At 38.9% G+C, this 26245-nt stretch carries 25 protein-coding genes and 6 pseudogenes; 16 read left to right on the forward strand and 15 right to left on the reverse strand.

Features of this window, described 5'->3' with window-relative positions:
• Positions 1–99 precede the first annotated feature (99 nt).
• The 8 genes and pseudogenes from ccoN to D2C72_00040 all read left to right on the forward strand — a co-directional run bounded on the left by ccoN (position 100) and on the right by D2C72_00040 (position 5672).
• Positions 100–1506: pseudogene (gene ccoN, locus D2C72_00005) on the forward strand (cytochrome-c oxidase, cbb3-type subunit I).
• A 12-nt stretch (positions 1507–1518) separates the two neighbouring features.
• A pseudogene (gene ccoO, locus D2C72_00010) lies at positions 1519–2216 on the forward strand (cytochrome-c oxidase, cbb3-type subunit II).
• 7 nt (positions 2217–2223) lie between these two features.
• A pseudogene (locus D2C72_00015) lies at positions 2224–2444 on the forward strand (cytochrome c oxidase, cbb3-type, CcoQ subunit).
• 1 nt (position 2445) lies between these two features.
• Positions 2446–3324 carry a cytochrome-c oxidase, cbb3-type subunit III gene (gene ccoP / locus D2C72_00020; protein ID QEF42885.1) on the forward strand — a complete coding sequence of 293 codons (879 nt, stop codon included), beginning with the start codon at positions 2446–2448 and terminating at the stop codon, positions 3322–3324.
• Between the two features lie 10 nt (positions 3325–3334).
• A complete protein-coding gene (locus D2C72_00025) occupies positions 3335–3541 on the forward strand; it encodes a DUF4006 family protein (GenBank protein ID QEF42886.1) in 207 nt (68 codons plus the stop codon).
• A 100-nt stretch (positions 3542–3641) separates the two neighbouring features.
• Complete coding sequence (locus tag D2C72_00030) at positions 3642–4226, forward strand: hypothetical protein (protein QEF42887.1); 585 nt, start codon at positions 3642–3644, stop codon at positions 4224–4226.
• 11 nt (positions 4227–4237) lie between these two features.
• Positions 4238–4828, forward strand: a complete 591-nt coding sequence (locus D2C72_00035) for a hypothetical protein (protein ID QEF42888.1) — start codon at positions 4238–4240, stop codon at positions 4826–4828.
• Positions 4829–4905: 77 nt separating this feature from the next.
• Positions 4906–5672, forward strand: a pseudogene (locus D2C72_00040) (hypothetical protein).
• On the opposite strand, the gene D2C72_00045 reads toward D2C72_00040, so the two are convergent.
• Positions 5669–6532, reverse strand: a complete 864-nt coding sequence (locus D2C72_00045; GenBank protein QEF42889.1) for a succinate--CoA ligase — start codon at positions 6530–6532, stop codon at positions 5669–5671. The pseudogene D2C72_00040 and the gene D2C72_00045 overlap by 4 nt on opposite strands.
• Before the next feature lie 98 nt (positions 6533–6630).
• Between D2C72_00045 and D2C72_00050 the strand changes: the two genes are divergently transcribed.
• From D2C72_00050 to D2C72_00075, 6 genes are read left to right on the forward strand one after another with little or no spacing between them, the layout of a single operon-like run.
• Entirely contained in the window at positions 6631–7674 is a 1044-nt protein-coding gene (locus tag D2C72_00050; protein ID QEF42890.1) for a DNA recombination/repair protein RecA, read from the forward strand.
• A 10-nt stretch (positions 7675–7684) separates the two neighbouring features.
• On the forward strand, positions 7685–8965 hold the full coding sequence (eno, locus tag D2C72_00055) for a phosphopyruvate hydratase (GenBank protein QEF42891.1): 1281 nt from the start codon (positions 7685–7687) through the stop codon (positions 8963–8965).
• The gene (locus D2C72_00060) at positions 8958–9233 is read left to right on the forward strand and encodes a hypothetical protein (GenBank protein QEF42892.1); all 276 of its coding nucleotides are present in this window, start codon (positions 8958–8960) and stop codon (positions 9231–9233) included. The genes eno and D2C72_00060 overlap by 8 nt, the downstream gene beginning before the upstream one ends.
• 10 nt (positions 9234–9243) lie before the next feature.
• Complete coding sequence (locus D2C72_00065; protein ID QEF42893.1) at positions 9244–9846, forward strand: AMIN domain-containing protein; 603 nt, start codon at positions 9244–9246, stop codon at positions 9844–9846.
• Positions 9847–9850: 4 nt separating this feature from the next.
• Entirely contained in the window at positions 9851–10339 is a 489-nt protein-coding gene (locus tag D2C72_00070) for a shikimate kinase (GenBank protein ID QEF42894.1), read from the forward strand.
• A gap of 21 nt (positions 10340–10360) precedes the next feature.
• Positions 10361–11317: a hypothetical protein gene (locus D2C72_00075; protein ID QEF42895.1), complete on the forward strand. Its 957-nt coding sequence runs from the start codon at positions 10361–10363 to the stop codon at positions 11315–11317.
• Here D2C72_00075 and D2C72_00080 read toward each other — a convergent pair.
• The gene (locus tag D2C72_00080) at positions 11314–12417 is read right to left on the reverse strand and encodes a glycosyltransferase family 8 protein (protein QEF42896.1); all 1104 of its coding nucleotides are present in this window, start codon (positions 12415–12417) and stop codon (positions 11314–11316) included. The two genes, D2C72_00075 and D2C72_00080, sit on opposite strands and share 4 nt — an antisense overlap.
• A gap of 152 nt (positions 12418–12569) precedes the next feature.
• Between D2C72_00080 and hcpD the strand changes: the two genes are divergently transcribed.
• Entirely contained in the window at positions 12570–13490 is a 921-nt protein-coding gene (gene hcpD, locus D2C72_00085; protein QEF42897.1) for a Sel1-like repeat protein HcpD, read from the forward strand.
• A 532-nt stretch (positions 13491–14022) separates the two neighbouring features.
• Here the strand turns inward: hcpD and D2C72_00090 are convergent.
• The 13 genes and pseudogenes from D2C72_00090 to D2C72_00150 all read right to left on the reverse strand — a co-directional run bounded on the left by D2C72_00090 (position 14023) and on the right by D2C72_00150 (position 25161).
• On the reverse strand, positions 14023–14745 hold the full coding sequence (locus tag D2C72_00090; GenBank protein ID QEF42898.1) for a YebC/PmpR family DNA-binding regulatory protein: 723 nt from the start codon (positions 14743–14745) through the stop codon (positions 14023–14025).
• Positions 14746–15717: a porphobilinogen synthase gene (locus D2C72_00095; GenBank protein ID QEF42899.1), complete on the reverse strand. Its 972-nt coding sequence runs from the start codon at positions 15715–15717 to the stop codon at positions 14746–14748.
• Positions 15718–15738: 21 nt separating this feature from the next.
• A pseudogene (locus D2C72_00100) lies at positions 15739–17069 on the reverse strand (sensor histidine kinase).
• Positions 17070–17092: 23 nt separating this feature from the next.
• A complete protein-coding gene (locus D2C72_00105) occupies positions 17093–17770 on the reverse strand; it encodes a DNA-binding response regulator (protein QEF42900.1) in 678 nt (225 codons plus the stop codon).
• Positions 17771–18177: 407 nt separating this feature from the next.
• Positions 18178–18666: a hypothetical protein gene (locus D2C72_00110; GenBank protein QEF42901.1), complete on the reverse strand. Its 489-nt coding sequence runs from the start codon at positions 18664–18666 to the stop codon at positions 18178–18180.
• Positions 18645–18908 (reverse strand): tetratricopeptide repeat-containing protein, encoded by a 264-nt coding sequence (locus tag D2C72_00115; GenBank protein ID QEF42902.1) that lies wholly within the window; start codon positions 18906–18908, stop codon positions 18645–18647. The genes D2C72_00110 and D2C72_00115 overlap by 22 nt, the downstream gene beginning before the upstream one ends.
• 33 nt (positions 18909–18941) lie before the next feature.
• Positions 18942–20222, reverse strand: coding sequence for a U32 family peptidase (locus D2C72_00120; GenBank protein QEF44140.1), 1281 nt, complete (start codon positions 20220–20222; stop codon positions 18942–18944).
• Positions 20223–20224: 2 nt separating this feature from the next.
• Positions 20225–20956: a chemotaxis protein gene (locus D2C72_00125; protein ID QEF42903.1), complete on the reverse strand. Its 732-nt coding sequence runs from the start codon at positions 20954–20956 to the stop codon at positions 20225–20227.
• Positions 20957–21030: 74 nt separating this feature from the next.
• Positions 21031–22122 (reverse strand): peptide chain release factor 2, encoded by a 1092-nt coding sequence (gene prfB / locus D2C72_00130; GenBank protein QEF42904.1) that lies wholly within the window; start codon positions 22120–22122, stop codon positions 21031–21033.
• Positions 22123–22182: 60 nt separating this feature from the next.
• Positions 22183–23358: a molybdopterin molybdenumtransferase MoeA gene (locus tag D2C72_00135; protein QEF42905.1), complete on the reverse strand. Its 1176-nt coding sequence runs from the start codon at positions 23356–23358 to the stop codon at positions 22183–22185.
• Between the two features lie 9 nt (positions 23359–23367).
• On the reverse strand, positions 23368–24135 hold the full coding sequence (gene fliR, locus D2C72_00140) for a flagellar type III secretion system protein FliR (GenBank protein ID QEF42906.1): 768 nt from the start codon (positions 24133–24135) through the stop codon (positions 23368–23370).
• Positions 24129–24856, reverse strand: a pseudogene (locus D2C72_00145) (peptidase). Before D2C72_00145 ends, fliR begins: the two are co-directional and overlap by 7 nt.
• Before the next feature lie 146 nt (positions 24857–25002).
• Positions 25003–25161, reverse strand: a complete 159-nt coding sequence (locus D2C72_00150) for a hypothetical protein (GenBank protein QEF42907.1) — start codon at positions 25159–25161, stop codon at positions 25003–25005.
• A 168-nt stretch (positions 25162–25329) separates the two neighbouring features.
• On the opposite strand from D2C72_00150, the gene D2C72_00155 reads away from it, so the two are divergent.
• Positions 25330–26229: a peptidylprolyl isomerase CBF2 gene (locus tag D2C72_00155; GenBank protein ID QEF42908.1), complete on the forward strand. Its 900-nt coding sequence runs from the start codon at positions 25330–25332 to the stop codon at positions 26227–26229.
• Positions 26230–26245 lie beyond the last annotated feature (16 nt).

Below are 26245 nucleotides of genomic sequence, written 5' to 3' on the forward strand. Positions count from 1 at the left end.
TTTATCTTTGTTGAATTTACTACAAATAGGAGTATTGCATGCAAAGAAAATGTGCCTTTGAGTTATGATTATTCCATTAGCAAATTGTTTCTTTATGCGATGGTTGGCTTTGGGATAATAGGCATGTTAATAGGGATTGTGTTAGCCTTTGAATTGTCTTTCCCTAACTTGAATTACATTGCAGGGGAGTATGGCGTTTTTGGCCGCTTGCGCCCTTTACACACGAATGCGGTGATCTATGGTTTCACCCCTTGGGGGGATTTGGGCGAGTTGGTATTATATCGGTCAAAGGGTGCTTAAAATCACTTATCACCAACACCCCTTTTTTGAAAATTGGTAGGGTTATTGCATTTTTGGCTCTGGATTCTTCTTTTAATTCTAGGGGTTATTAGCTTGTTTGCTGGTCTTACTCAATCTAAAGAATACGCTGAATTGATGTGGCCTTTAGATATTATTGTGGTTGTGGCATGGGTGCTATGGGGGTTAATATGTTTGGGAGCATGAGCGTTAGGAGAGAAAATACCATTTATGTGTCTTTATGGTATTACATCGCTACTTATGTGGGTATAGCGGTGATGTATCTCTTCAATAACCTTTCTGTCCCCACCTATTTTGTCGCTGATATGGGGAGTGTTTGGCATTCTATTTCTATGTATTCAGGCAGTAATGATGCGCTCATTCAATGGTGGTGGGGGCATAATGCGGTCGCTTTTGTCTTTACGAGTGGGGTGATTGGCACGATTTATTATTTCTTGCCTAAAGAGAGCGGCCAGCCTATCTTTTCTTACAAACTCACTTTGTTTCTTTTTGGAGCTTGATGTTTGTTTATATTTGGGCAGGCGGGCACCATTTGATTTATTCCACCGTGCCTGATTGGGTGCAAACCCTTTCTAGCGTGTTTTCAGTGGTGTTGATCTTGCCTTCGTGGGGGACAGCCATTAACATGCTTTTAACGATGCGAGGCCAGTGGCACCAGCTCAAAGAAAGCCCTTTGATTAATTCTTAGTTTTGGCTTCAACTTTCTACATGCTTTCCACGCTAGAAGGATCCATTCAAGCCATTAAGAGCGTGAACGCCTTAGCGCATTTTACCGATTGGATTATAGGGCATGTGCATGACGGCGTGCTTGGGTGGGTAGGCTTCACTTTGATTGCGAGCATGTATCACATGACGCCTAGGCTTTTTAGAAGAGAGATTTATTCAGGCAGGCTTGTGGATTTCCAATTTTGGATCATGACTTTAGGGATTGTGCTTTACTTTTCGTCCATGTGGATTGCAGGGATCACGCAAGGGATGATGTGGAGGGATGTGGATCAGTATGGGAATCTCACTTACCAGTTCATTGATACGGTTAAGGTGCTAATCCCTTATTACAATATTAGAGGCGTTGGGGGTCTTATGTATTTTACCGGATTTATTATCTTTGCCTACAATATTTTTATGACAATCACAGCAGGCAAAAAATTAGAGCGTGAGCCCAATTACGCCACGCCTATGTCTAGATAGGGGAGGTTGGAAATGTTTAGTTTTTTGGAAAAAAACCCGTTCTTTTTCACTCTTGCGTTTATTTTGTGTTTGCGATCGCAGGCTTGGTGGAGATTTTGCCTAACTTCTTTAAATCCGCTCGCCCCATTGAAGGCTTACGGCCTTATACGGTTTTAGAAACAGCGGGGAGACAAATTTATATCCAAGAAGGTTGCTATCATTGCCATTCCCAACTCATCCGCCCTTTCCAAGCTGAGGTGGATCGATACGGCGCGTATAGTTTGAGCGGGGAATATGCGTATGACAGGCCATTTTTATGGGGATCTAAAAGGATTGGCCCTGATTTGCACAGGGTGGGGGATTATCGCACAACCGATTGGCATGAAAAACACATGTTTGATCCCAAAAGCGTTGTGCCGCACAGCATCATGCCCGCCTATAAGCATTTATTCATAAAAAAGAGCGACTTTGACACCGCTTATGCAGAAGCTTTGACGCAAAAAAAGGTTTTTGGCGTGCCTTATGACACCGAAAACGGCGTGAAATTAGGGAGCGTGGAAGAAGCGAAAAAAGCCTATTTAGAAGAAGCTAAAAAAATCACAGCCGATATGAAAGACAAGAGGGTGCTAGAAGCGATTGAGAGAGGTGAAGTGTTAGAAATTGTGGCTTTGATCGCTTATTTGAATAGCTTGGGTAATTCCAGGATCAACGCTAATCAAAACGCTAAATAAGGGGTGAATGATGGATTTAGAAAGTTTGAGAGGTTTTGCGTATGCGTTTTTTACCATTCTTTTTACGCTCTTTTGTATGCCTATATTTTTAGCATGTATAGAAAGCAAAAAAAGGGTGTCGTGGATTATGAGCGATACGGGTATTTAGCGTTAAATGATGCTTTAGAAGATGAGTTGATTGAACCACGCCATAAAAAAGTTCATGATAAGGGCATAAAGGAAAGTTGAAATGGATTTTTTAAACGACCATATAAATGTTTTTGGCTTGATTGCAGCGCTTGTGATTTTAGTTTTAACCATCTATGAATCCAGTTCGCTCATTAAAGAAATGCGCGACAGCAAATCTCAGGGTGAGCTTGTAGAAAATGGGCATTTGATTGATGGGATAGGGGAGTTTGCCAATAATGTGCCAGTAGGCTGGATCGCAAGCTTTATGTGCACGATTGTGTGGGCTTTTTGGTATTTTTTCTTTGGGTATCCGCTGAACAGCTTTTCTCAAATCGGGCAATACAATGAAGAGGTTAAAGTGCACAACCAAAAATTTGAAGCCAAATGGAAGCATTTGGGTCAAAAGGAATTGGTGGATATGGGGCAAGGCATCTTTTTAGTCCATTGTTCGCAATGCCATGGCATCACCGCTGAAGGCTTGCATGGGAGCGCTCAAAATCTGGTGCATTGGGGTAAAGAAGAGGGCATTATGGACACCATTAAGCATGGCTCTAAAGGCATGGATTATCTCGCTGGGGAAATGCCCGCTATGGAATTGGACGAAAAAGACGCTAAAGCGATTGCGAGCTATGTGATGGCAGAAATTTCTAGCGTTAAAAAAACCAAAAACCCTCAACTCATTGATAAAGGCAAGGAATTGTTTGAAAGCATGGGCTGCACAGGTTGTCATGGCAATGATGGTAAGGGCTTGCAAGAAAATCAAGTGTTTGCGGCCGATTTGACCACTTACGGCACAGAGAATTTTTTAAGAAATATCTTAACGCATGGCAAAAAGGGCAATATAGGGCATATGCCATCATTCAAGTATAAAAACTTTAGCGATTTGCAAGTTAAAGCGTTGGCCGAATTTATCCAATCGCTAAAACCCTTAGAAGATTAAAGGAAAAGAGATGAAATTTTTAAACGGATTAGCAGGGAATTTACTGATTGTGGTTATTTTATTGTGTGTGGTCGTTTTTTTTACGCTCAAAGCGATCCATATCCAAAAAGAGCAAGCCACCAATTATTACCGCTATAAGGATATTAACGCTTTAGAGACAAAAAACACCCAAAACCGGGCTAATTATGAATTGATCAATCAAGGGAGTAAAAAATGAAATTCACCACTTTAGAAAAAATCTTAGCCTTAATGGTAGTAGCGACCATTTTAATGACGATTGTTATTTCTTTTGTGCCTAACTTGTTTTTGTTTAGCACATGAGGATCTTATGGCTTGTAATAGCCTTTGTTTGTTGTTTGGGGGCTAGTGATTATGTTTTGAATAATTCTAAAGGGCGTTTGGTAAAAAAAAGCGTTGCGTTTGTGGAGGGTGTTTCTAAAGAGCTTTATCTTAAAACAGGCGTACGTTTTGCGATTGACATGACGGATTTTGAAAAAAATCCTATCGCTTTGGCGGATAAAAATGAACGCCAAAATTATCAAGAGGGCTTTTTAAAACAGCTCAAACCCCCTTTTGTGGTATTCTTTTTCTACCATGACGCTCAAAAAATAGAATTAGTGGCTAACCCTAAAGATTTGTTGGATACTGATAAAATCTTTTTTGAAAAAATCGCTCCCTTACTCCCTACAAACGCTAAAGAATACACGCCTCAAAGGATTTCAGCCATGCTCATTAACGGCTATTCGGTCGCAGTAGATGCTTTAGCGCAAAAATATCGTGTGAATATCGCGCAGAATTTTAACGCTCCTAAGGGAGTAACTTTTGTAAAGGTGGTTGTTTATATTTTATTATTGACGCTTTTAGGTGCGTTTTTGGGGCTTTATTTTTTTAAAAAATCTTAAGAGAGAAATCAATGAAAGAAAAAAACTTTTGGCCTTTAGGGATCATGAGCGTGCTCATTCTTGGGCTTGGGATCGTGGTGTTTTTGGTGGTGTTTGCCCTAAAAAATTCGCCTAAAAACGATTTAGTGTATTTCAAAGGGCATAACGAAGTGGATTTAAACTTTAACGCTATGCTTAAAACTTATGAAAATTTTAAGTCTAATTATCGTTTTTTAGTGGGTTTAAAACCCCTTACTAAAAGCCCTAAAACCCCCATTTTGCCCTATTTTTCTAAAGGCACGCATGGGGATAAAAAACTCCAAGAAACCCTTTTAAACAACGCTTTGATTTTGGAAAAATCCAACACGCTTTATGTGCAATTGCAACCGCTCAAACCCGCTTTAGATCCGCCAAATATTCAAGTGTATTTAGCGTTTTATCCCAGCCCATCACAGCCCAGATTATTGGGGACGCTTGATTGTAGAAGCGCATGCGAGCCTTTAAAATTTGATTTGTTAGAGAGCGATAAAATGGGGCGTTATAAGATCCTTTTTAAATTTGTTTTTAAAAATAAAGAAGAATTGATTTTGGAGCAACTGGCTTTTTTCAAGCAGCGCGTTTAAAAAATGCCTTTAGCGTTTTTATTGGCACTTGATGATAAAAAGCCTGAATTTTCTATCCAAACGGGTATAATAAGGCTATGGGTTTTTTAAAAGTTTTTAAACATGATGCTTTGGGGCAATTAGGGAATGTTGTTGTGGGGAATTTTTTAATAACGCTCACTATTTTAGCGGTTTGTTTTTCCTCTCAAGGTGCTGAAGAAACGACCATGCTCACCCTAAGCTACACGCTCTTTTTTGTCTTGGGGGCGTTTTTACTGATTGCAATCAGTGTGGGAGCGATCAAAAATCTCAATGCGCTTTTTTCTAAAAGGGGGGTTTTAAGCTTTTCTTTACCCGTTAGTTTAGAGTCTTTATTGCTCCCTAAAATCTTGCTCCCTATGGTGTTTTTTATCTTCAGTTTGTTCTGGTTTGTGGCGAGCGTGCGTTTGGGCTATTATCTTTTTAACGCGCAATCCAGCGTGCTGTTTATCTTGCACACCGCTTTAAAAACCTTTGTGTTAAAACCCACTAAAACCCTAGGTATCGCGCTGTTTTTAGGGCTTGTTTTAATGAAATTTTTATTTGTTTTGAGCGTTTTAAACGCTGCTAGGATCAAAAAAGCGCGTTTTTTACTAGGGGGGCTGTTGTTCATTCTTGTGGGGGTTGTTTTGGAATTAGCGTTTAATTCGTTACTGCCCTTAATGAGTTCTAGTTTAAGCATCAATGAGGGGTTTTATTATTTCTTGCAACAACAAGAATTACAAGAAAAACAATACTACCTTTTATGGGGGTGGATTTTTTAAAAATCCTTTTATTGTATGCGATGAGTCGTTACTTGCTTGCACATAAATTAGAATTGGATTAAGAAAAGCGGTATTGCAAATACTCATCAGTGAGTAAGCAATCTTTAGCCTTTAACAAACTGGCATAAAACCCATGCTGATAGCCTAATTCAAAAAGCTTGTCTATGGCGAGAATCTGAATCTTGCTTAAGCGCGTTGAAGTTTCATTCGCATACAAGCTTAAATAAGTTTGCAAGCACTCTTTATTGACACGAATGAGCGAGCGCTCTAAGAGCATGTTAGAGAGCAGATTTTGGTGTTTTAGCGCGACTTCAACCGCTTTAATCAAAGCCTTTTTAATCAAAATCGCGCGATACAAGGGGATAGAGCGCCTAATCGCCATGCCCCCTAAAGGCAAGGGTAAATCCACTTTAATGAGTTCTTTCCAAACATCCCACAATTCTTTTTCCACTTCTAATTCACTATGGAAATCCAAGATATTTTCATGGATTAATACGCCCGCATGCACTTTTCCTTCCAAAACCGCTTTTTCAATGTCTAAAAAATTCATGTAAGCGATGCGCGCATGTTTGTAATAGATCTTAAACAAGAGGGCGTTGGTGGTATGCTCCCCACTTAATGCGACTTTAAAATCTTTTTTCAATTTCACGCCCTTTTTTTTCACTAATTTAGGCCCATAGCCATTCCCAAAGCTCGTTGCCGTGGGGAGTAAGGCGTAATCGTTCGCAATTTTAGGGTATAGCCCAAAGCTTATCGCACTCACATCATAAGTGTTTTTTAGGGCTTCTTGGTTTAGGGTTTCAATATCAAGGGCAATGTTTTTGAATGTTTTATTCTTAATGGGGCAATCTATCCAGCCAAACTTAATCGCATAATACATGAAAATATCATCAGCATCAGGGCTATGAGCGACACTAATCAAAGTAAAATCCTTTTGTGATAGGGTAAGTCCTTTTATTATAATAGATTTTAGGCTAGGATTTGATAGAATAAACAAATCAAATTCAATAAGGTAATTTAATGGCAATAGATGAAGACAAACAAAAAGCGATTTCTTTAGCGATCAAACAAATTGATAAGGTTTTTGGTAAGGGGGCGTTGGTGCGCCTTGGGGATAAGCAAGTAGAAAAGATTGACGCTATTTCTACAGGCTCGTTAGGATTGGATTTAGCTTTAGGGATTGGGGGCGTTCCAAAGGGTAGGATCATTGAAATTTATGGGCCAGAGTCAAGCGGGAAAACCACTCTAAGCTTGCACATTATTGCAGAATGCCAAAAAAATGGGGGCGTGTGCGCGTTCATTGACGCTGAACATGCCCTAGACGTGTATTATGCCAAGAGATTGGGCGTGGATACAGAAAATCTACTCGTTTCTCAACCAAGCACAGGAGAAGAAGCCTTAGAGATTTTAGAAACGATCACCAGAAGCGGAGGGATTGATTTAGTGGTGGTGGATTCGGTGGCGGCTCTTACGCCTAAAGCGGAGATTGATGGGGATATGGGCGATCAGCATGTGGGCTTGCAAGCAAGGCTTATGAGCCATGCGTTAAGGAAAATCACCGGTGTTTTGCACAAGATGAACACTACTTTAATCTTTATCAATCAAATAAGAATGAAGATCGGCATGACGGGCTATGGGAGTCCAGAGACCACAACCGGGGGTAATGCCTTAAAATTCTATGCGAGCGTTAGGATTGATATTAGAAGGATTGCGGCTTTAAAACAAAACGAACAGCATATCGGTAATAGGGCTAAAGCCAAAGTGGTTAAAAATAAAGTCGCTCCGCCTTTTAGAGAAGCGGAATTTGACATCATGTTTGGGGAGGGGATTTCTAAAGAGGGCGAAATCATTGACTATGGCGTGAAATTAGACATTGTGGATAAGAGTGGGGCATGGCTTAGTTACCAGGATAAAAAGCTAGGGCAAGGCAGAGAAAACGCTAAAGCCTTACTGAAAGAAGATAAAGCCCTAGCGGATGAAATCACTCTTAAGATTAAAGAGAGTATTGGCTCTAATGAAGAGATCATGCCCTTACCCGATGAGCCTTTAGAAGAAATGGAATAAAAGGATTTTGATGCTAACCATTAAAGATATTCATGCTTTAGAAGTGATGGATAGTAGGGGCAATCCTACCATTCAAGCCAGCGTGATTTTAAGCGATAACACTAAGGCGAGCGCGATTGTGCCTAGCGGAGCGAGCACCGGTAAAAGAGAAGCGTTAGAGTTAAGGGATAATGACAAAACCCGTTTTTTGGGTAAAGGGGTTTTAAGGGCATGCGAAAATGTCAATAGCGTGATCAAACACCATTTGATAGGGCTTGAAGCGATCAATCAAGCCTTTGTAGATGAGAGGTTAAGGGCTTTAGACGGCACGCCTAATTATGCTAATTTAGGGGCGAACGCTGTTTTGGGCGTTTCTATGGCGTTAGCAAGGGCTAGCGCGAAAGCCTTAAATCTGCCATTATACCGCTATTTAGGGGGGGCTAACGCTCTGACTTTGCCGGTGCCGATGCTCAATATCATTAACGGCGGATCGCATGCGAACAATTCCATAGACTTTCAAGAATACATGATCATGCCTTTAGGGTTTGAAAGCTTTAAAGAAGCCTTAAGAGCGAGCGCAGAAGTCTATCACACGCTTAAAAAACTTTTAGATGAAAAGAATCAGCTCACAAGCGTGGGCGATGAGGGGGGTTTTGCGCCTAATTTTAACAACAATGTAGAACCTCTTGAAATCATTTCTCAAGCCATTGAAAAAGCCGGCTATAAATTAGGCGAAGAAATCGCACTCGCTTTAGATGTAGCGAGCAGTGAGTTAGTGGATGAACATTTCAATTACCATTTAAAGGGTGAAAATAAGATTCTAGATTCGCATGAATTAGTGGCTTATTATAAAGAGTTGGTGGCAAAATACCCGATCGTGTCCATTGAAGATGGTTTGAGCGAAGACGATTGGGAGGGTTGGGCGTTTTTGAGCGAGGAATTAGCGCGTCAAATCCAATTAGTGGGCGATGATTTGTTTGTAACGAACGCAAGCATTTTACAAAAAGGCATTGAAAAAAACATTGCGAACGCCATTTTAATCAAACCCAATCAAATCGGCACCATTAGTGAGACTTTGGAAACCATAAGATTAGCCAAACACCATGCCTATCAATGCGTGATGAGCCATAGAAGCGGGGAGAGTGAGGACAGCTTTATCGCTGATTTTGCAGTCGCTCTCAATACGGGAGAAATCAAAACCGGATCCACCGCAAGGAGTGAAAGGATCGCCAAATACAACCGCCTTTTAGAGATTGAGCATGAATTAAAAGGGGGGATTTATATCGGTAAAGAGTTGTTTAAGCATGGCTAGTGGCCTTTTTGAAAACGATGAAATCAAAGAAAACAAAGCACGAGATTTTTTCTATAGCCATAGCTCCCTTATTGTCTTTTTCCTTTTACTGCTTGGGTTTGGGTATTATTTAGGGAAGTTGCTTTTTGGGGGTTCTTCTTTAGAGGTTTATTTGGATTTAAGAGACAAGCATGAACGATTGCAACAAGAAATCACCGAATTGCAAAGCAAGAATGTGCGTTTGCAAAAGCGTTTGTTTGAGTTGAAGGAATTACGGCCTAGAGATTAGATTTAAGGAAATGGTAGTGTTAAAAAAGATGATAGGTTTGGTGGTGGTTTTAAGCGTTTTATTGGCTAGAGACAACCCTTTTGAGCCTGAAATTAATTCCAAGAATTTGCAAGGGGGCTTTAATGGGATCTATGATAGCTATTTTAAAGAAATCCATGTGGATTTGCCCACGAGCGCTAGGATCTTAAAAAAAATCACGCTCACTTACCAGGATATTGATGGCTCTATCCATTCTAAAGTCGTGGGCATTGATAAAAGCATTGATTGGCACTACCCCTTAAAGCTCTCCCAACACACTCTTGATCAAGACGCCTTTGAAAAACGCTACCAGATCCAAGATTTTGATTTTTTAATGGCAAACAACATGATGATTTTGCGCTCCCCTTATAAAATTTTACGCTCTTTTGTGCTAGTCAATCCTTATAGAATCGTGTTAGACACGCAAAAAGGCCCTTTGGATATTTATCAAAATAGGGATTTAAACCAGAAGTTTTTTTCTCAAATTAAAGTCGGCACGCACAAAGATTATTACCGCATCACGCTCATTTTAGACGGGAAATACCGCTATCTTTTGGAAGAAAAAAATGGGGTGTATGAATTAAAATTGAAATAAAAGCATGCAGCATTTAGTCTTAATCGGTTTTATGGGGAGCGGTAAAAGCTCTTTGGCGCAAGAATTGGGGCTGGCTTTGAAATTAGAAGTGTTGGATACGGATATGATCATTAGCGAGAGGGTGGGCTTGAGCGTGAGAGGGATTTTTGAAGAGCTTGGCGAAGACAATTTCAGGATGTTTGAAAAAAATTTGATTGATGAATTAAAAACGCTCAAAACCCCCCATATCATTTCTACCGGTGGGGGCATTATCATGCATGATAATTTTAAGGGTTTAGGCACAACTTTTTACCTCAAGATTGATTTTGAGACCTTGATTAAGCGTTTGAACCAAAAAGAAAGGGAAAAACGCCCCCTTTTGAATGATCTCACTCAAGCCAAAGAGCTTTTTGAAAAACGCCAAGCCCTCTATGAAAAAAACGCCTCCTTTATCATTGACGCAAGGGGTGGTTTAAATAATTCTTTAAAACAAGTGCTACAATTCATCGCATAAATTTTTTTTAAAGGCCTTGTGATGTTAAGTAGAGACATTGTCCAATATTCCAAGATCCGCACCGAGTTATACGCCTACCTCACTTATTTGTTTTCGCACAATATCCGCAACCATCTCCCTGAAATCACTTTGGATTATTTAAACAAACAGATTAGAAAAATGCATGCTGAAATCAAAATGGCAAAAAGTTTTTTTGTGTTAGACGCTAAGGGCATGCTAATTCTTAAGCCAAGTCAGCTTAAAGAGGAAGGGCATAAGGAAGGGATATTAGAGCATGATTTAACAGAAGGGATTGAACTAGAATCGCATGCCAGTTTTAGCGATAAATATTATTTTTATCAAGCCGTGAGTGAAAAGCGTTGCATTTTAACCGATCCTTACCCTTCTAAAAAAGGAAACCATTTGGTAGTGAGCGCGTCTTACCCGGTGTATGATCAAAATAACGATCTAGCGTTTGTGGTGTGCTTGCAAATCCCTTTGAGGGTAGCGATTGAAATCAGCTCGCCTTCAAAGTATTTCAGAACCTTTAGCGAAGGGAGCATGGTCATGTATTTTATGATTTCTATCATGCTCACTTTAGTGTCGTTACTTTTATTTGTGAAATGCATCTCTAGCTTTTGGACAGCGATTGTCAATTTTAGCAGTTTTGACATTAAAGAAGTGTTCCACCCCATTGTGCTTTTAACCCTAGCCTTAGCCACCTTTGATCTGGTCAAGGCGATTTTTGAAGAGGAAGTTTTGGGTAAAAATAGCGGGGACAACCACCATGCGATCCACCGCACGATGATCAGGTTTTTAGGATCTATCATTATCGCATTAGCCATTGAAGCGTTAATGCTCGTGTTTAAATTCAGCGTGAGCGAACCGGATAAAATCACTTATGCGGTGTATTTGGCTATCGGCGTGGCGGTGCTTTTGATCAGTTTAGCGATTTATGTTAAATTCGCCTATAGCGTGTTGCCCAAACGAGAACGCTAAGAGTTAAAAAATTTTTCTTTTAAGCGTTTGAAAATCCTATTCAATCTGAAAAAGACATATTCTAAAAGGGTTTTTGGATTGAGTAGGGGGGCAAGAAATTCAAAGGTTTTTTGTTTGTCTTTAAGGCTTAAACATTCTGTCATTTGTTTGAGGAATTTCACGGAATACTCAGCGTAAAAAGGGGTTTTTAAAAGAGTCTCATGCCATTCTTTGGAGTATGAAAAAGTGGGTAAAACCCAAGGTTTTCTTACAAAATAAAAATGCAGCATGACGATTTCTTGTTGGTCAGGGATGAAGCGTTTTTGATTGGCCATGAAAGGGTGGGCGTTATAAATATAGGGTAAGATTAAAACTTTTTGATAGCATGCGAGCGTTAAAAGATCCTGTTCAGGGCAAAACACGCACTGGCCTTTTTGATGGGCTAAATTGAGTAAGCGTTCTTCTAATTTATCAGCCCGCCATAGCTTTAAATTCACGATTAAAAACCCAACGTTATAGTGGTTTTCATAAATGATCTTCACGTCTTTTTCTTTAAGGTAATGCTCATGGAGAAAAAATTTTTGGCGAGGCTCTCTCTCCCTTTCTGTTTGAAAGCGTTTAAGGCTTTTAGGAGAAGAAAAATCTTTAGCCGCTCCAAAATAATAGCCATCTAGCGGGATAAAAAAACTCTCGCTCACATCGTTTAAAAACAAAGTGTCTGCATCAAACATGATGATTTTGTCGTATTGTGGGAATAAAGAAGCCAAAAACAAACGGCACATGACCATTTTAGAAAAGCGAGTCTTAGCGTAAATATTGAGTTGCAAAAAAGCTTCATGGATTTTATCAATCACAGAGGGTTCTACTGAAGTGGTGTAAAGATTAGGGGTTGAAATGTCTAAAAAATCCACGCTCGCAAAAGCGCTAAAGGGGGCTAGAGTTTCTTTTAATTTTTGTTGGTTTTCAAGGCTTAAGTTATCCACTAGGCAGTGGATTTTATAAAAAAGTTTTTTATCATGGTGTTCTGTTTTAGTGCAAGCTAGCATGGAATACAAGCTCACGCCAGCCGGAATAACATAATGATTGTCAAAGGCGATGACAATAGGAATAATGATACTCATTTTAAGTGGTTTTCCTAAAATAGGTTTTTAATTAAATTTAATCCAAAAGTTGAATTTATTTTTTGACAATATTATACTATAATAACCAATTAGATTGGGGTTTTACTGATTTTTCTTTGTGTGAGCTTTGGCTTAGTTTTGTAAGGAATGAGATGATAAAGAGTTGGACTAAGAAGTGGGTTTTGATTTTATTTTTAATGGCAAGCTGTTTTGGTCATTTGGTGGCTACAACCGGTGGGAAATATTTTAAGATGGCTAATCAAGCCCTTAAGAGAGGGGATTACCATAGAGCGGTGGCTTTTTATAAGCGGAGCTGTAATTTGAGGATGGGGGTTGGTTGCACGAGTTTAGGCTCTATGTATGAAGATGGCGATGGCGTGGATCAGAATATTTCAAAAGCCGTTTTTTATTACAGAAGAGGGTGCAATTTAAGGAATCATCTCGCTTGTGCGAGCTTGGGTTCTATGTATGAAGATGGCGATGGCGTTCAAAAAAACCTTCCAAAGGCTCTCTATTATTATAGGAGAGGGTGCCACTTAAAGGGTGGGGTGAGCTGCGGGAGTTTAGGCTTTATGTATTTTAATGGCACGGGCGTTAAGCAAAATTATGCCAAAGCCCTTTCTCTTTCTAAATACGCTTGCAGTTTGAATTACGGCATTAGTTGTAACTTTGTGGGGTATATGTATAGGAACGCCAAAGGCGTACAGAAGGATTTAAAAAAAGCCCTTGCGAATTTTAAAAGAGGGTGCCATTTAAAAGACGGAGCGAGCTGTGTGAGTTTGGGATACATGTATGAAGTCGGTATGGATGTCAAGCAAAATGGAGAGCAAGCCTTGAATCTTTATAAAAAGGGTTGTTATTTAAAAAGGGGGAGCGGTTGTCATAATGTGGCGGTGATGTATTACACGGGTAGGGGCGCTCCAAAGGATTTAGATAAAGCCATTTCGTATTATAAGAAAGGGTGCACTCTAGGCTTTAGTGGTAGCTGTAAAGTGTTAGAAGAAGTGATTGGCAAGAAGTCTGATAATTTGCAAGATGACGTGCAAAACGACACGCAAGATGATACGCAATAAGCTAAAGTTTAAGAGCTAATCGTTGAGATTCGTCTTATAGAAATCTTTCTACTCTCCTATTATCAAATAGGGATTAATCTTCTCTATTGATGGGTATTGAGACTAAAAATCTGCAAATAGGGTTTGGATTTGTTCTCATATTGATAATAAAATACTCAAAGGCATTTTAAAACAAATATAAAAGAGATTGCACCAGACACAAGCGATAATTTTTAAAGCGCTTCTTTAGGGGATTTAATGGGGTTAAAGGGGGCGTTATTCTAAAATCCCCCTATCCGCTTTAAAAAATAACTTCACCACAAAATAAAATTTAACTATAAGAAAGCTTAAAAACAAGTTTTTTAAAAAAGAATATTGAATAAAGCTTTCATGTTTGAACAAATTTGAACAAAACAAAAACCTTTATTCAATCAAAATAAAATTAAAAATCCAATCAAAAAGGAGTTTTATAACTCTTTATAGGATTTTACAAGCTTATAGCGACAAAACTTTTTGTTGTTTTTGTTAAAAATCCTTTGAGCCTTTTTGCATTTCACTCAATATTCGTATAAAGCGCGACCACATCATCATCGTCTTCAATCCTATCCAATAATTTTTCGGTAAGCTCCATTTGTTCGTCATTCAATTCAATGGGCGTTGTGGCGATGCGTTGCAAACTCGCTTTTAAAATGGGCAATCTCAAGCTTTCAAACCCTTCATTTAAGAGCTTGAAGCTGTTATAATCCCCTCTAATAATGATTCTATCTCCCACTTCTTCTAATTCTTCCAAACCATAATCAATGAGGGCGAATTCTAAATCTTCTAGGTTGAGTTTTAAATTTTCCACTTCACTTTTCAAGCATTCAAACACGCTTTTTCTATTAAACATAAACTCTAAAGAGCCATTAGGCACGATGCTCGCCCCTTGCGTTTTATTGAAATAGCTTTTAAGGTTAGCGATGGTTCTAGTGGGGTTATCAGTCATGCATTCCATGATGATTAGCACGCCAAAATTCGCCTTACCCTCATAAGTGATTTCGCTCAAATTCCCCTCTTTGCTGCTCGCTCTTTTAATCGCCGCATCAATATTGTCTTTAGGCATGTTTTGCGCTTTAGCGTTTAAAATCGCTGTTCGCAGTTTGGCGTTCGTGTCCGGCTCGCTCCCGCCATCTTTTGCCGCTAGAGTGATTGCTTTGGCGAGCTTGGGGAAAACCTTACTCATCTTATCCCATCGTTTTTCTTTAGCCGCTCTTCTGTATTCAAACGCTCGTCCCATTCAATTCCTTTGTAATAAGTTAGCCACTTCTTTAGCATGATAGCTAATAATCATATCCGCTCCCGCTCTTTTAAAGCAAGTCATCGTTTCTAACAAAACGCTTTCATAGTTGATCAGGTTGTGTTTTTGCGCGAGTTTGAGCATGGCGTATTCCCCACTCACGTTATAGAGCGCTAAAGGGAGCAAAGTGTGATCTCTAATCTCTTTAACAATATCCAAATACGCCAAAGCCGGCTTCACCATTAAAATATCCGCGCCCTGCTTTTCATCTTCTAAACTTTCTAAAAGCGCTTCTTTTTGATTAGCGTAATCCATTTGATAGCTCTTGCGATCGCCAAAACTCGGTGCAGAATTGGCTACATCTCTAAAAGGCCCGTAATAACTGCTCGCAAATTTAGTGGAATAGCTCATGATGGGCGTGTGAAAATACCCGGCCTCATCGAGTGCGTTTCTTAGGCTTAAAACATTGCCATCCATCATGTTGCTTGGGGCTAGAATATCCACGCCGCTTTCAGCCAAAATAAGCCCTTGAAGATTTAAAATCTCTAGCGTTTTATCGTTAGACACAGAAGCGTTTTCTAAAATCCCGCAATGCCCATGGTCGGTGTATTCGCAAAAACACAAATCCGCTATAACGATCAAATCCTTAAATCGTTTTTTAATTTCTCTCGTAGCTTTTGCGACAATGTGATCCTTATTTAACGCATGGCTTCCTGTTGCGTCCTTATGTTTAGGAATGCCAAACAATAAAACGGCTTTTATACCAAGCTCCATTAATTCTTCGCACTCTTTTAAAAGAGGCTCTATACTCATTTGATACACGCCAGGCATGGAGCTGATTTCGTTTTTAATATAACTATTGCTTTCTATGACAAATAAGGGAGCGATGAAATCATTAATATTTAAACGCGTTTCTCTTAACATCGCTCTTAAGTTTTCGCTGCTTCGTAATCTTCTCAATCGTTTGAACATGTTCTCTCTTTTTGTTTTTCTTTAACCCCACAATTGGCTTTTTCTGTTCCCTTTATTCCCTTCATCTCTCTCAAATTTTCGGGGGGGGGGGGGTAGCTCTTCATTATCCGCTTCTAAATCGTAAAAACTATTAAAAACGCAATCATGGATAGTGAAACAAATTCTTCCATTGCCATAATGATAGCTCAAATTCAATCCCATAGCTTCTAAAGCGTTTTTAATGATATACATGCCTAACCCAAACCCATGGGCTTGGCTGGGGTTAGAAGATTTAAAATAAGGTTGCAAATACTTTTCAAAATCTTCTTTTAAAGGTTTGCTTTTATTAGACACCACCAAATCATTGCCGATGAAATCCAAAAACACCTGTTTGTCATTGCTGTATTTGATCGCATTATCTACCATGTTTTTTAACGCTATAGCAAACAATTCAAAATCCGCTTCAATAATGTAATTGGAAGAGGATACATGGATGGGGCTTTTTTATCCTCATCAATCAAAAGCATTTTTTCAATCTTGTCTATCAAATCGCTCATTAAAAATTTTTCTTTATTGCTCCCATAATTTTTGGAAGCGAGCTGCTCAATGCGGGCAAATTGCTCAATCAGCGTGTTTAGGTGATCAAAAATGGAAATGAAGCGTTTTTGTGGCAATTCTTCTTTGAGCATAGAGATTAGTATCTTGCCCTTAGTGATAGGGGTGCGCAATTCATGCATGATAGAGCGCAAAAATAAAACCCGAGATTCATTCATCGCATTGATTTTTAGAATGCAATTGTCAAATTCGTTAGCCAGATCCCCTATTTCATCTTTTTGCTTGCTTTTACAACTCACGCTTTTATCCCCTTGAGCGAAGCGTTTCACTTGAGATCTCAACTCTCTTAAGGGCAATAAACTCTGTAAAACAAATAAAAAGAGGAATAAAATCAATAATAAACCTACCGTGATAGCCAAGAAATAGTTCCTATAAGAAACCGAATGCAAATCTTTATAAAGCACAAAATGCTCATCCTTTTTTAAAAGGATAAAAACCATGTCGCTGAATTTGAACACTTCCGCATACCCAATATTCCTATGGTGCAACTGGTGGCGTCTTTTGGCTAAAACCTTTTCTAAATTTTCTATCGTGGTTTCTCTAAAACCGATTTTATAGAGGTAATCTTCTATGGCTCTATAATCAGAGTAGTTATTTAAGATTTCATTGATGGTGGTAACAAACTGGTAATGGCGCATTTCGTTTTGATAGTTTTCGTGACTGATTTGAGAAGACACGAAATAATAAGCGAACGCTCCAAAACTAAAGAGCGTTATCATAAACAAAGCGACAACTTTAAAAAAGATAGAGAAACGCAAAACCCCTTAACTCCTTATTAGAATCAGTATTCTAATTTATAACCAATCCCTCTAACAGAGATGATGTATTGCGGTTGCTTAGGATTTTTTTCAATCTTAGATCGCAAACGGCCGATGATCACATCAATGCTTTTGTTAGAGCTTTCAGGGTTGATGCTCTCGCTTTCAATCGCAATGCTTTCACGGCTAAACACATAACCTTTTTTGCTAATGAGAAGCGAAAGGATTTCATATTCAGCCCTAGTTAAGTCTAGCTTTTTTTCATGCATATACACTTCTCGGCTGTCCTTATCTACCCTAAAGATATTCGCATCGCCTGGCTCACTCACTTCTTCTTTTTTATGAGAACGCCTGAGTAAGGATTGGATGCGAGCTAGTAATTCTTTAGGATCATAGGGTTTAGGGAGGTAATCGTCAGCCCCATAATCTAGCGCTTTAATCTTATCTTCCACATCGCTTCTTGCTGAAGAAATAATAATAGGGATATGTTTTTGTTTGGAAATGCGTCGACACACTTCAAGCCCGTCCAAATTAGGCAAAGTCAAATCCAACAACAACAAATCATAATTTTGTGTGTTAGCCGCACTAATACCGGTGTATGGCTCATCGTAATTGGTTACATGAATGCCATGTTGGAGCAAAAACTCGCTCAAAAACTCGGCTAATTCTATATCATCTTCTATCATTAAAACTTCTATCATACTTCAATTAACTCCTTCAATGATTTTTACAACTTTAAAAACGATTAACTCTGTTAATGTTTTAAGGGCTTGATTTTAGCATTTTATTACTAAAGATACCTTAAAGATGTCTTAAAAATAAAAATTCAAAACATTATCATAGTTATTAATGGGAATTTAAGGCTTTGTTTTCATGGAATATTGAAAATTAAAAAGCGCTTTGAGTGTTTTTTACCCTCAAAAGAGCCTGCGTAAGCAAGCGATAATTTCTTATTTTAGGGGGGCTAAAAGGGGGAGAATGATTTCAAAATACCCCTATCCCCTTAAGGAAATGAGTTTAAAATAAAGTAACTAAAACCCCATTTTTTAAAATTAAAATAAGATTTCAGCGTCAGTATTTAATTAAAACAAAACTTTATTTTTGCATGTTACTTCGTGTTTTCTCGCTCCAAAGATTCCAATCGTTTTTCAAGCACGCTCAATTGGTATTGCAAGAAACGCGCCACTAAATCCAAACGCTTCAGTGCTTCTTTTTCGTTTAAGGCTTGCATGCCTTTAAACAACACTAAGGTCCTCTCTAGTAAGTTTTTTAAAAAAACCCGCTCGCTTGAAATTAACACTTGCGTGGGGTTTTTGGGCGTGATTTCTTCTATAATGATTCCTTTTGTTTCTTCTTCTTTTTCTTCTGTGTTTTCTTCTGTGATTTTTTCTTGCGTTTCTATTTTAGCAGCGTTTTTTGACTCTAAAGGGGTGTTAGCATTTTTAGGGTTTGGGGTGTTTTGCAAATGAGGGGGCGTTTTGAAAAAAGAGGGCGTTTTTTGCGCCGTATCAAAGTTATTATCAATGGTTTTAGCCATTTTCTCAATTTCATTAAGGGTTTCTGAAATAATGTTTTTCAATTCCATTCTACCAGCCATTGTTCTAAATTTTCAACGCTCAAAAAATCCCCTTTGATAAAATTCAAATAATGTCGCTCTAATAGCGCATCGTGTTTGAAAGGGGTGCAATTTTTTTGGATTTTTTCCAAACGCTTCATTTGTTTTAACGCCTCTATATGGTCAGGGGTTTTGTTTAAAATATTAGTATAAATTTGCAACGCTTCTTCAAAAAACCCTTGTTCTTCATAAATACGAGCGAGCGTGATAGTTTCTAATGGCATGCGTTTCTCTTAATTATTTTTAATACCTAATCTCTAAACGCCATTTTTAGACTCTACTTGGGTGCGTAAAAAACTAAAAGCCGGTAAGGGTGCGGGCAGTCGCACTAAATTCACGTTCCCGCTATGGATGGTTTCTAATTCGGTGTTATTTTCTAAAAGGATTTTATACAGCACTAGATAGTAGCGTTTTTCAAAGGTATAAATCTTGCCAATTTCATTGACTATTGGCGTGATAGTGGCATTTTTGGGGGCGATGATTTCATAAGCCATGTTAGTGGTGGTGGTGAATTTGCATGCAAAAAAACGCCCGTCTTCTGTGATTTCGCCATTGACTTGAAAATCCCCTTCGCTAATGGCTGTCTGGTGGTTTTGAGTATCCAACCTTTCAAAAGGCCTTCGCATCAAATAGCCGTCCGTAAAACCCCTGTTTTTAAGCGTGTTCAATTCGCTAGCATAAAAACTCGGCTTTAAGGTGTTATGGTAAAAATCATCAACCGCTAAACGATAGATGCGCGTGGTTTGCGCGGCGTAGTAACTGGACTTGGTGCGCCCTTCAATCTTGAGCGCGCTAATGGCGTTGGAACTTAAAATTTCAGCGATATGACTAGAAAGGTTCAAATCTTTAGCGTTAAAAATATGCGTGCCTACGCCCTCTTCTTCAACCAATCTCATCATCACGCCATTATCAGGGTTTTTCACGTAATATTCATAATCAAACCGGCAATCATTCGCGCAACTCCCTCTATTAGGCACGCGCCCCTTTTGTAAAGCCGAAATCAAGCAACGCCCTGAAAAGGCAAAGCACATGCTCCCATGCACAAAGATTTCTAATTCCAAATTAGGTAAGGCTTTTTTAATCTCAATCGCATCATTCAGGCTCAATTCCCTAGCGCACACAATGCGTTTAACCCCTAAATCATAAAACACTTGTGCATCTAGCGTGTTTAAAACATTCGCTTGCGTGGATAAATGGACAGGAATATGCGGGGCGATTTTTGAAGCGAGCTTGATGACACCAGGCGCAGCGATAATGAAAGCGTCTGGCTCTAGCTCTGCCATTTTAAAAAGATGCTCTTCTAAAAGTTTGAGCTGTGAATTGAAAGGGAAACCATTGATCGTGGCATAGACTTTTTTATTCAGTGCATGGGCGTAGTCAATCCCTTCTTTAAAGGTCTCTAAAGTGAATTCCTTGCTAGCGCGATTGCGTAAAGAAAAATGGCTCACTCCCCCATAAACCGCATCAGCCCCATAGTTGAGAGCGATTTTAAGTTTTTTCAAATTACCGGCTGGAGAGAGTAATTCAACTTGGTTCAAAATCACTTGGCTCCAAAAGAAGCGATCAAGGCTTCAATATCATCAGCGCTAGCTAAATCTTTATCGTCATCACCGGTGATAAAAGTCGCTGAACTCACGCGCTTAGAATCATCAATTTTGCCTTCAAAAAGCGAATTCATGTATTGGCTGAGCGCTCGCATGACATTGACCACTCGTTCAATTTTTTGGCGGTGGATGTCTTGAAACTGCATAATATCCATCGCTTGCATGGAGCTATCAGAGCAATTAGTGGCTTCTTCTTCAATGCTTTTAAGGGCGTTTAGGATTTCTTGTTGCTCATTGAGCGCGGTTTTAAAAGATTCAACATGGGGGAAATGGCCATGCAGATTGTCAAAAATTTCTTGGTGTTTTTGCAAAGGTTCTTGGATCTTTTTAACCATTTTAGCGATTTTTTCAGCGCTAGCTCCGATCAAATCCAATTGATCAAAAATTTGCGTGGCTTTCACTTCAGAATCTCTTGTAACATCGTCTAATTGATGCACGACCTTATGCTCTTCAGTGGGGGGAGGGGGAGGCCATTCATTGGGGCTAATCTTGCCGTATTTTTCAGCGTCTTCTTTTTTGACGGTCATTTTTTCACTAGAACTTTCTTTGGATTCTTTAGTTTCTTCTTTCTCTTTAGTTCCTTCTTTAGCCTCCTCTTTGGTTTCTAAGGCTTCCAAGTTTTCTAAATCGCCACCATTCATCAAAGCGTCTAATTCTTCTTGTGTCATTGTTGTTCCTTGCCAATTGGTTTTAAAAAGCGTTTTATAGTAACCATAATTTATCGGCTATCATTTTAGCGCACTTAAGCTTTAGCAATCAAAACGCCCTCTAAAATCGCATCAATATCGCCGTCTAAAATCGCTTCCACATTGCTATAAGCAATATTGGAGCGCGCGTCTTTGACTTGCTGGTAGGGGGCTAGAACATAGCTTCTTATTTGATGCCCCCAACCGATCTCGCTTTTTTCTTCATTTTTGGCGCTGCTTTGCTGCTTTTCTAATTCCAATTCATAAAGCTTGGATTTAAGCATTTTTAACGCGCTCGCCTTGTTTTTATGCTGGCTCCTGTCGTTTTGGCATTGCACCACAATACCGGTAGGGAAATGCGTGATTCTAACCGCGCTTTCTGTTTTATTGACATGCTGACCGCCTGCCCCACTGGCTCTGTAATAATCATAACGGACATCTTTTTCATCGATTTCTATATCAATATCATCGTCTAATTCAGGGCTAATTTGCACGCTCGCAAAACTCGTGTGCCGTTTGGCGTTCGCATCAAAGGGCGAAATCCTTACAAGCCTATGCACCCCGCTCTCGTTTTTCAAATAGCCATAAGCGTTTTCGCCCTTAATGATAAAGGCGACCCCTTTAATGCCCGCTTCTTCGCCATCTTGGTAATCTAAAATCTCGCTTTTAAAGCCCCTTCTTTCTGCCCACCTCAAATACATGCGATATAAAATACTCGCCCAATCCTGGCTTTCAGTCCCCCCCGCTCCAGGCTGAATGGTGATAATAGCGTTTGAAGCGTCGTTTTCACCGCTTAGCATGATTTCAATTTCCACTTTTTGCACGCTGTGTTCTAAAATGGGAGCCTCTTCATAGAGCAAAGATAAAGTAACCTCATCGTTATCGTTTTGAGCGAGTTCAAACAATTCCACGCTTTCATCTAAAGAATTTTTCATTTTTTGATAGGTTTCTAGCAAGCGGTTCAAGCGCACTTTTTCTTTATTGGTGTCTCTAGCCTTTAAGACATCTTGCCAAAAATTAGGGTCTTCTTGCTCTTTTTCAATGCGTTCTAATTCCTGTTTGATCTTTTCAGGCTTGATGATTAAGGCGATATTATCGCATTTGTTTTGCAGGCTTTTTAACAATTCGCTATAGGTGTAGTTATCCACAAACAGAACCTTTATGAGTGGGGTTTTGAACTTGCCATTATAGCATTGTTAGAGGCCATTTTAATTCTCAAACCTTAAAATTTCAATTTCGCCTTGAACCCATTCCACTCCTTCATCAATCAAGGCGATAGAATCCACTTGCGCAAGGGCTTGAATCGCTCCTGATTCATAGCGGTTGTTGTTGTAAGGAATGAATTGGTGGTTTGAATAGTTGCCTAAAATTAAATGCGCGCGTTCGCCTTTAAGCTTTAAAGGGGCATTGATTTGAGCCTTAAAGAGATTTAGTTTAAAATCTTTATTTAAGGATAAGCGCTCCAATAAGGGTAGAATCAAAACTCGTAAAACCAGTAAGCAACTCAAAGGATTACCCGGTAAGCCTATAATAATACTTTGATTGAGTCGGGCTAAAGTTACCGGTTTTCCAGGTTTGAGATTGACTTTTTCGTAATAAAAAAGGACGTTTTTTTCTTTCAAGGCGTCTTTAAAAAAGTCTTTATCCCCCACGCTCACCCCCGCGCTTGAAAGGATGACATCATAGCCTTGCAATTCAAGTATTTTAAGCTGTAAATCTTTATCGTCTTTTAAAACCCCTAGAAAATGCGTGTTGTAGTTTTTAAGCATGTTAAAAACACCCACTGAATTAACATCATAAACCTGGCATTCTAGGGCGTTTTGCCCTAAAGGCACTAATTCATCGCCGCTGCTAAAGAGAGCGATTTTTAATTTCCTAAACGCTTTGATTTCTTTGAACCCTTGAGAGGCAATGAGTGCGATATGCCCGTAATTCAAACGGGTATTTTTAGGGACTAAAACGCTGTTTAAAGAAGCGTTTTCGCCCTTTTGACGGATATTAGCGTGAATTTTAAAATCTTTAGGAGCTAGGGCGAAATCTTTATGACTCTCTAGCATGCACTCTATGGGAACGATCGTTTCTATTCCCTTTGGCACCATCGCTCCAGTCATGATTTTAACGCATTCATTTTCTTTGACTTCTAAAGCGCTCACATCATCTCCGGCAAAAATGTGCTGGATAACTTGAGTTTTTTGGCCCAAGTCTTGCATTTTAAACCCATAGCCATCCATTGCGCTTTGATTGAATTTAGGCAAGGCGTGAGTGCAAATAATATCCTCTGCTAAAATGCGCCCTATACTTTCAAACAAAGAGACAACCTCTATTTCTAAGGGTTTTAGGGGAATGTTAGAATGGATTTTTAGAGCTTCTTTAAAACTAATCATGTTTATCCTTTAAAAGATTTTACTAATAACGCTAAAGGCCAGGCTGATTTCTTCTTTAAAACGCCCCATGATAGCCGAAGTGATTAAAATAATGCCCACAAACCCGATCGCAATTTTAACCGGAAACCCGATAGCGAGCAGGTTGAATTGAGGGTGGGTTTTCATGATCATGCCAAAAATAATATCGCTCAATAACACCAAGCATAAAATAGGGAACGCCATAGAAAACCCTATGACAAAGAGGTGCGAAAAGGCTTTGACAATGTTTTTAGCTAATTCTGGCTCAAAGACAAATTGCCCTAAAGGGACGGCTCTTAAGCTGTGATCCACAAACAAAATGATTTGATGGTGGAACGATAAATCCAATAAAATTAAAATCGCTAACAATAAAAGGGCTTGCCCCACAATGGGTTTTTGCGATCCTGAAATGGGATCATAAGCGCTCGCCATGGTAAGCCCCATAGAAAAGCTGATGCTGTCAGTGGCAAACACTAAGCTTGCAAAGACGATTTGTAAAAAAACAGACGCGCACACCCCTAAAAACAGCTCGCATAAACAAGCAATGATAAAACCCTCTGGCGTGTAAATAGCGTTTGAAAACTCTAAAGTGGGGTAAAAAATCGCGCTCACATACAAGCTCAAAGCCCCACGCACCGACAATGGCACTAAATGGTTTTCAAAAAAAGGGAAAAAAGACAGCACGCCGCTAACCCTTAAAAACAACAAGAAAAAATCCCTAACATGGGGGGTGCTAAGCTCTTGAATAAAATCTAGCATTCTTTCTCTTTAAAGATAAAAAAGTAGTGCACTAGCATTAGGGTTTGCAATAAGGTGGCAAAAAAATTAAAAAAAGGGATTAAGGAAAAAAGATAGCAAAAAAACGAAAAACGATAATGCTTTAACCGGTGCTGTTTGAGTAGGTTTTGATAGCTTTGATAATTAAAAATCATGCTGGCTATATCCAAGCTCATGGTGTTTTTGAAAAAAAGAAAATGCGCGATTATGGAAAAAAGACCCCAAAGACTCCTATAAAGGGAATGAAATAAAAGGGCGTTAAAACCGCTAAGAATAAAAGCATAAAAATGAGCGATTTTAAAAAATATTTAATAGAAAAAAGAATAGAGCCAAATTCTTCTAAAACGACATGGGGATAATATTTTTGGTGCAAATAAGAAACCACTAAAGGGGTGTAAAAAATAGACGCAAAAATATTGATGACTAAACTCAAAAGAATCACGATCCAAAAAATAAGAAAATACACTAACGCTTTAAAAACCCATGTGAACACACCAGCAAAAAAGCCTTGAGAATGGGAATAATCATTCAAAGATTGCGGTAATAAAGTTTGGCAATAACCCACAATACTCCCGCCATTGTAATAAAAGATAGCTCCAAAAAACGCCAAACTCAAAAGGATAGGGCCAAGATTGATTAAAAGCATTCTAGCACTTAAAAAATCATTAAAACTTTTTTTAAAAATGGATAGAAACAAAACCATAAGCCTTTTTTAAACTCACTTTTTAAGGGGTATTTAAGCGCAAAGTCCCTTAATCTTAATATAGTGTAAGCTTAAATGTGAGATTGACTAAAGGAGTGTAGAAGTTATTTAATATGGGATAACATGTAATGCTAAAAAACCAAATATTAGAATAATAACCCTGGTAACCAAGGAAAGAGAATATATGCAACAATAATTACGAATATAATATTCATAATTGCATCGAGAATTTTTGAATCCTTTTTAACATTCTTTTCCTTTCCAAAAAGAATAAAACTAACACCAAAAAAGATAATCAATATTATTACAACATCTGAGGCGAACCTTTTTACCCGCTTTTAACGGAATGAATAACTTTAAGCATTTCTTACCCTTTAATGTGAGTTTTCTATAATCATGATAGCTGATTTTGTTTTAAATTTGCTATAATGTGAATTTAATGATGAAAATTAGTTTAGAGTGGAGAACACACAATGAAAAAAAATATCTTGAATTTAGCGTTAGTGGGCGCGTTGAGCGCGTCGTTTTTGATGGCCAAGCCGGCTCATAACGCAAATAACGCTACGCATAACACGAAAAAAACGACTGATTCTTCAGCAGGCGTGTTAGCGACAGTGGATGGCAGACCTATCACTAAAAGCGATTTTGATATGATTAAGCAACGAAATCCTAATTTTGATTTTGACAAGCTTAAAGAGAAAGAAAAAGAAGCCTTGATTGAGCAAGCTATCCGCACCGCACTTGTAGAAAATGAGGCTAAGGCAGAAAAGCTTAATCAGACTCCAGAATTTAAAGCGATGATGGAAGCGGTTAAAAAACAGGCTTTAGTGGAATTTTGGGCTAAAAAACAGGCTGAAGAAGTGAAAAAAATCCAAATCCCAGAAAAAGAAATGCAAGATTTTTACAACGCTAATAAAGATCAGCTTTTTGTCAAGCAAGAAGCTCATGCTAGGCATATTTTAGTGAAAACCGAAGATGAGGCTAAACGGATTATTTCTGAGATTGACAAACAGCCAAAGGCTAAAAAAGAAGCCAAATTCATTGAGTTAGCCAATCGGGATACGATTGATCCTAACAGCAAGAACGCGCAAAATGGCGGTGATTTGGGGAAATTCCAAAAGAACCAAATGGCTCCGGATTTTTCTAAAGCCGCTTTCGCTTTAACTCCTGGGGATTACACTAAAACCCCCGTTAAAACAGAGTTTGGTTATCATATTATCTATTTGATTTCAAAAGACAGCCCTGTAACTTATACTTATGAGCAAGCCAAACCCACCATTAAGGGGATGTTACAAGAAAAGCTTTTCCAAGAACGCATGAATCAACGAATCGAGGAATTAAGGAAGCACGCTAAAATTGTTATCAACAAGTAATTGATGAGGTGTTATC

The organism is Helicobacter pylori, assembly GCA_008032955.1.
Taxonomy (GTDB): Bacteria; Campylobacterota; Campylobacteria; order Campylobacterales; family Helicobacteraceae; genus Helicobacter; species Helicobacter pylori_DC.

Coding starts and splice junctions, on each gene's coding strand:
- ccoP (QEF42885.1), top strand. CDS start 2,446: ATGGATTTTTTAAACGACCATATAAATGTTTTTGGCTTGATTGCAGCG.
- D2C72_00025 (QEF42886.1), top strand. CDS start 3,335: ATGAAATTTTTAAACGGATTAGCAGGGAATTTACTGATTGTGGTTATT.
- D2C72_00030 (QEF42887.1), top strand. CDS start 3,642: ATGAGGATCTTATGGCTTGTAATAGCCTTTGTTTGTTGTTTGGGGGCT.
- D2C72_00035 (QEF42888.1), top strand. CDS start 4,238: ATGAAAGAAAAAAACTTTTGGCCTTTAGGGATCATGAGCGTGCTCATT.
- D2C72_00050 (QEF42890.1), top strand. CDS start 6,631: ATGGCAATAGATGAAGACAAACAAAAAGCGATTTCTTTAGCGATCAAA.
- eno (QEF42891.1), top strand. CDS start 7,685: ATGCTAACCATTAAAGATATTCATGCTTTAGAAGTGATGGATAGTAGG.
- D2C72_00060 (QEF42892.1), top strand. CDS start 8,958: ATGGCTAGTGGCCTTTTTGAAAACGATGAAATCAAAGAAAACAAAGCA.
- D2C72_00065 (QEF42893.1), top strand. CDS start 9,244: ATGGTAGTGTTAAAAAAGATGATAGGTTTGGTGGTGGTTTTAAGCGTT.
- D2C72_00070 (QEF42894.1), top strand. CDS start 9,851: ATGCAGCATTTAGTCTTAATCGGTTTTATGGGGAGCGGTAAAAGCTCT.
- D2C72_00075 (QEF42895.1), top strand. CDS start 10,361: ATGTTAAGTAGAGACATTGTCCAATATTCCAAGATCCGCACCGAGTTA.
- D2C72_00080 (QEF42896.1), bottom strand. CDS start 12,417: ATGAGTATCATTATTCCTATTGTCATCGCCTTTGACAATCATTATGTT.
- hcpD (QEF42897.1), top strand. CDS start 12,570: ATGATAAAGAGTTGGACTAAGAAGTGGGTTTTGATTTTATTTTTAATG.
- D2C72_00090 (QEF42898.1), bottom strand. CDS start 14,745: ATGGGACGAGCGTTTGAATACAGAAGAGCGGCTAAAGAAAAACGATGG.
- D2C72_00095 (QEF42899.1), bottom strand. CDS start 15,717: ATGTTCAAACGATTGAGAAGATTACGAAGCAGCGAAAACTTAAGAGCG.
- D2C72_00105 (QEF42900.1), bottom strand. CDS start 17,770: ATGATAGAAGTTTTAATGATAGAAGATGATATAGAATTAGCCGAGTTT.
- D2C72_00110 (QEF42901.1), bottom strand. CDS start 18,666: ATGGCTGGTAGAATGGAATTGAAAAACATTATTTCAGAAACCCTTAAT.
- D2C72_00115 (QEF42902.1), bottom strand. CDS start 18,908: ATGCCATTAGAAACTATCACGCTCGCTCGTATTTATGAAGAACAAGGG.
- D2C72_00125 (QEF42903.1), bottom strand. CDS start 20,956: ATGACACAAGAAGAATTAGACGCTTTGATGAATGGTGGCGATTTAGAA.
- D2C72_00135 (QEF42905.1), bottom strand. CDS start 23,358: ATGATTAGTTTTAAAGAAGCTCTAAAAATCCATTCTAACATTCCCCTA.
- fliR (QEF42906.1), bottom strand. CDS start 24,135: ATGCTAGATTTTATTCAAGAGCTTAGCACCCCCCATGTTAGGGATTTT.
- D2C72_00155 (QEF42908.1), top strand. CDS start 25,330: ATGAAAAAAAATATCTTGAATTTAGCGTTAGTGGGCGCGTTGAGCGCG.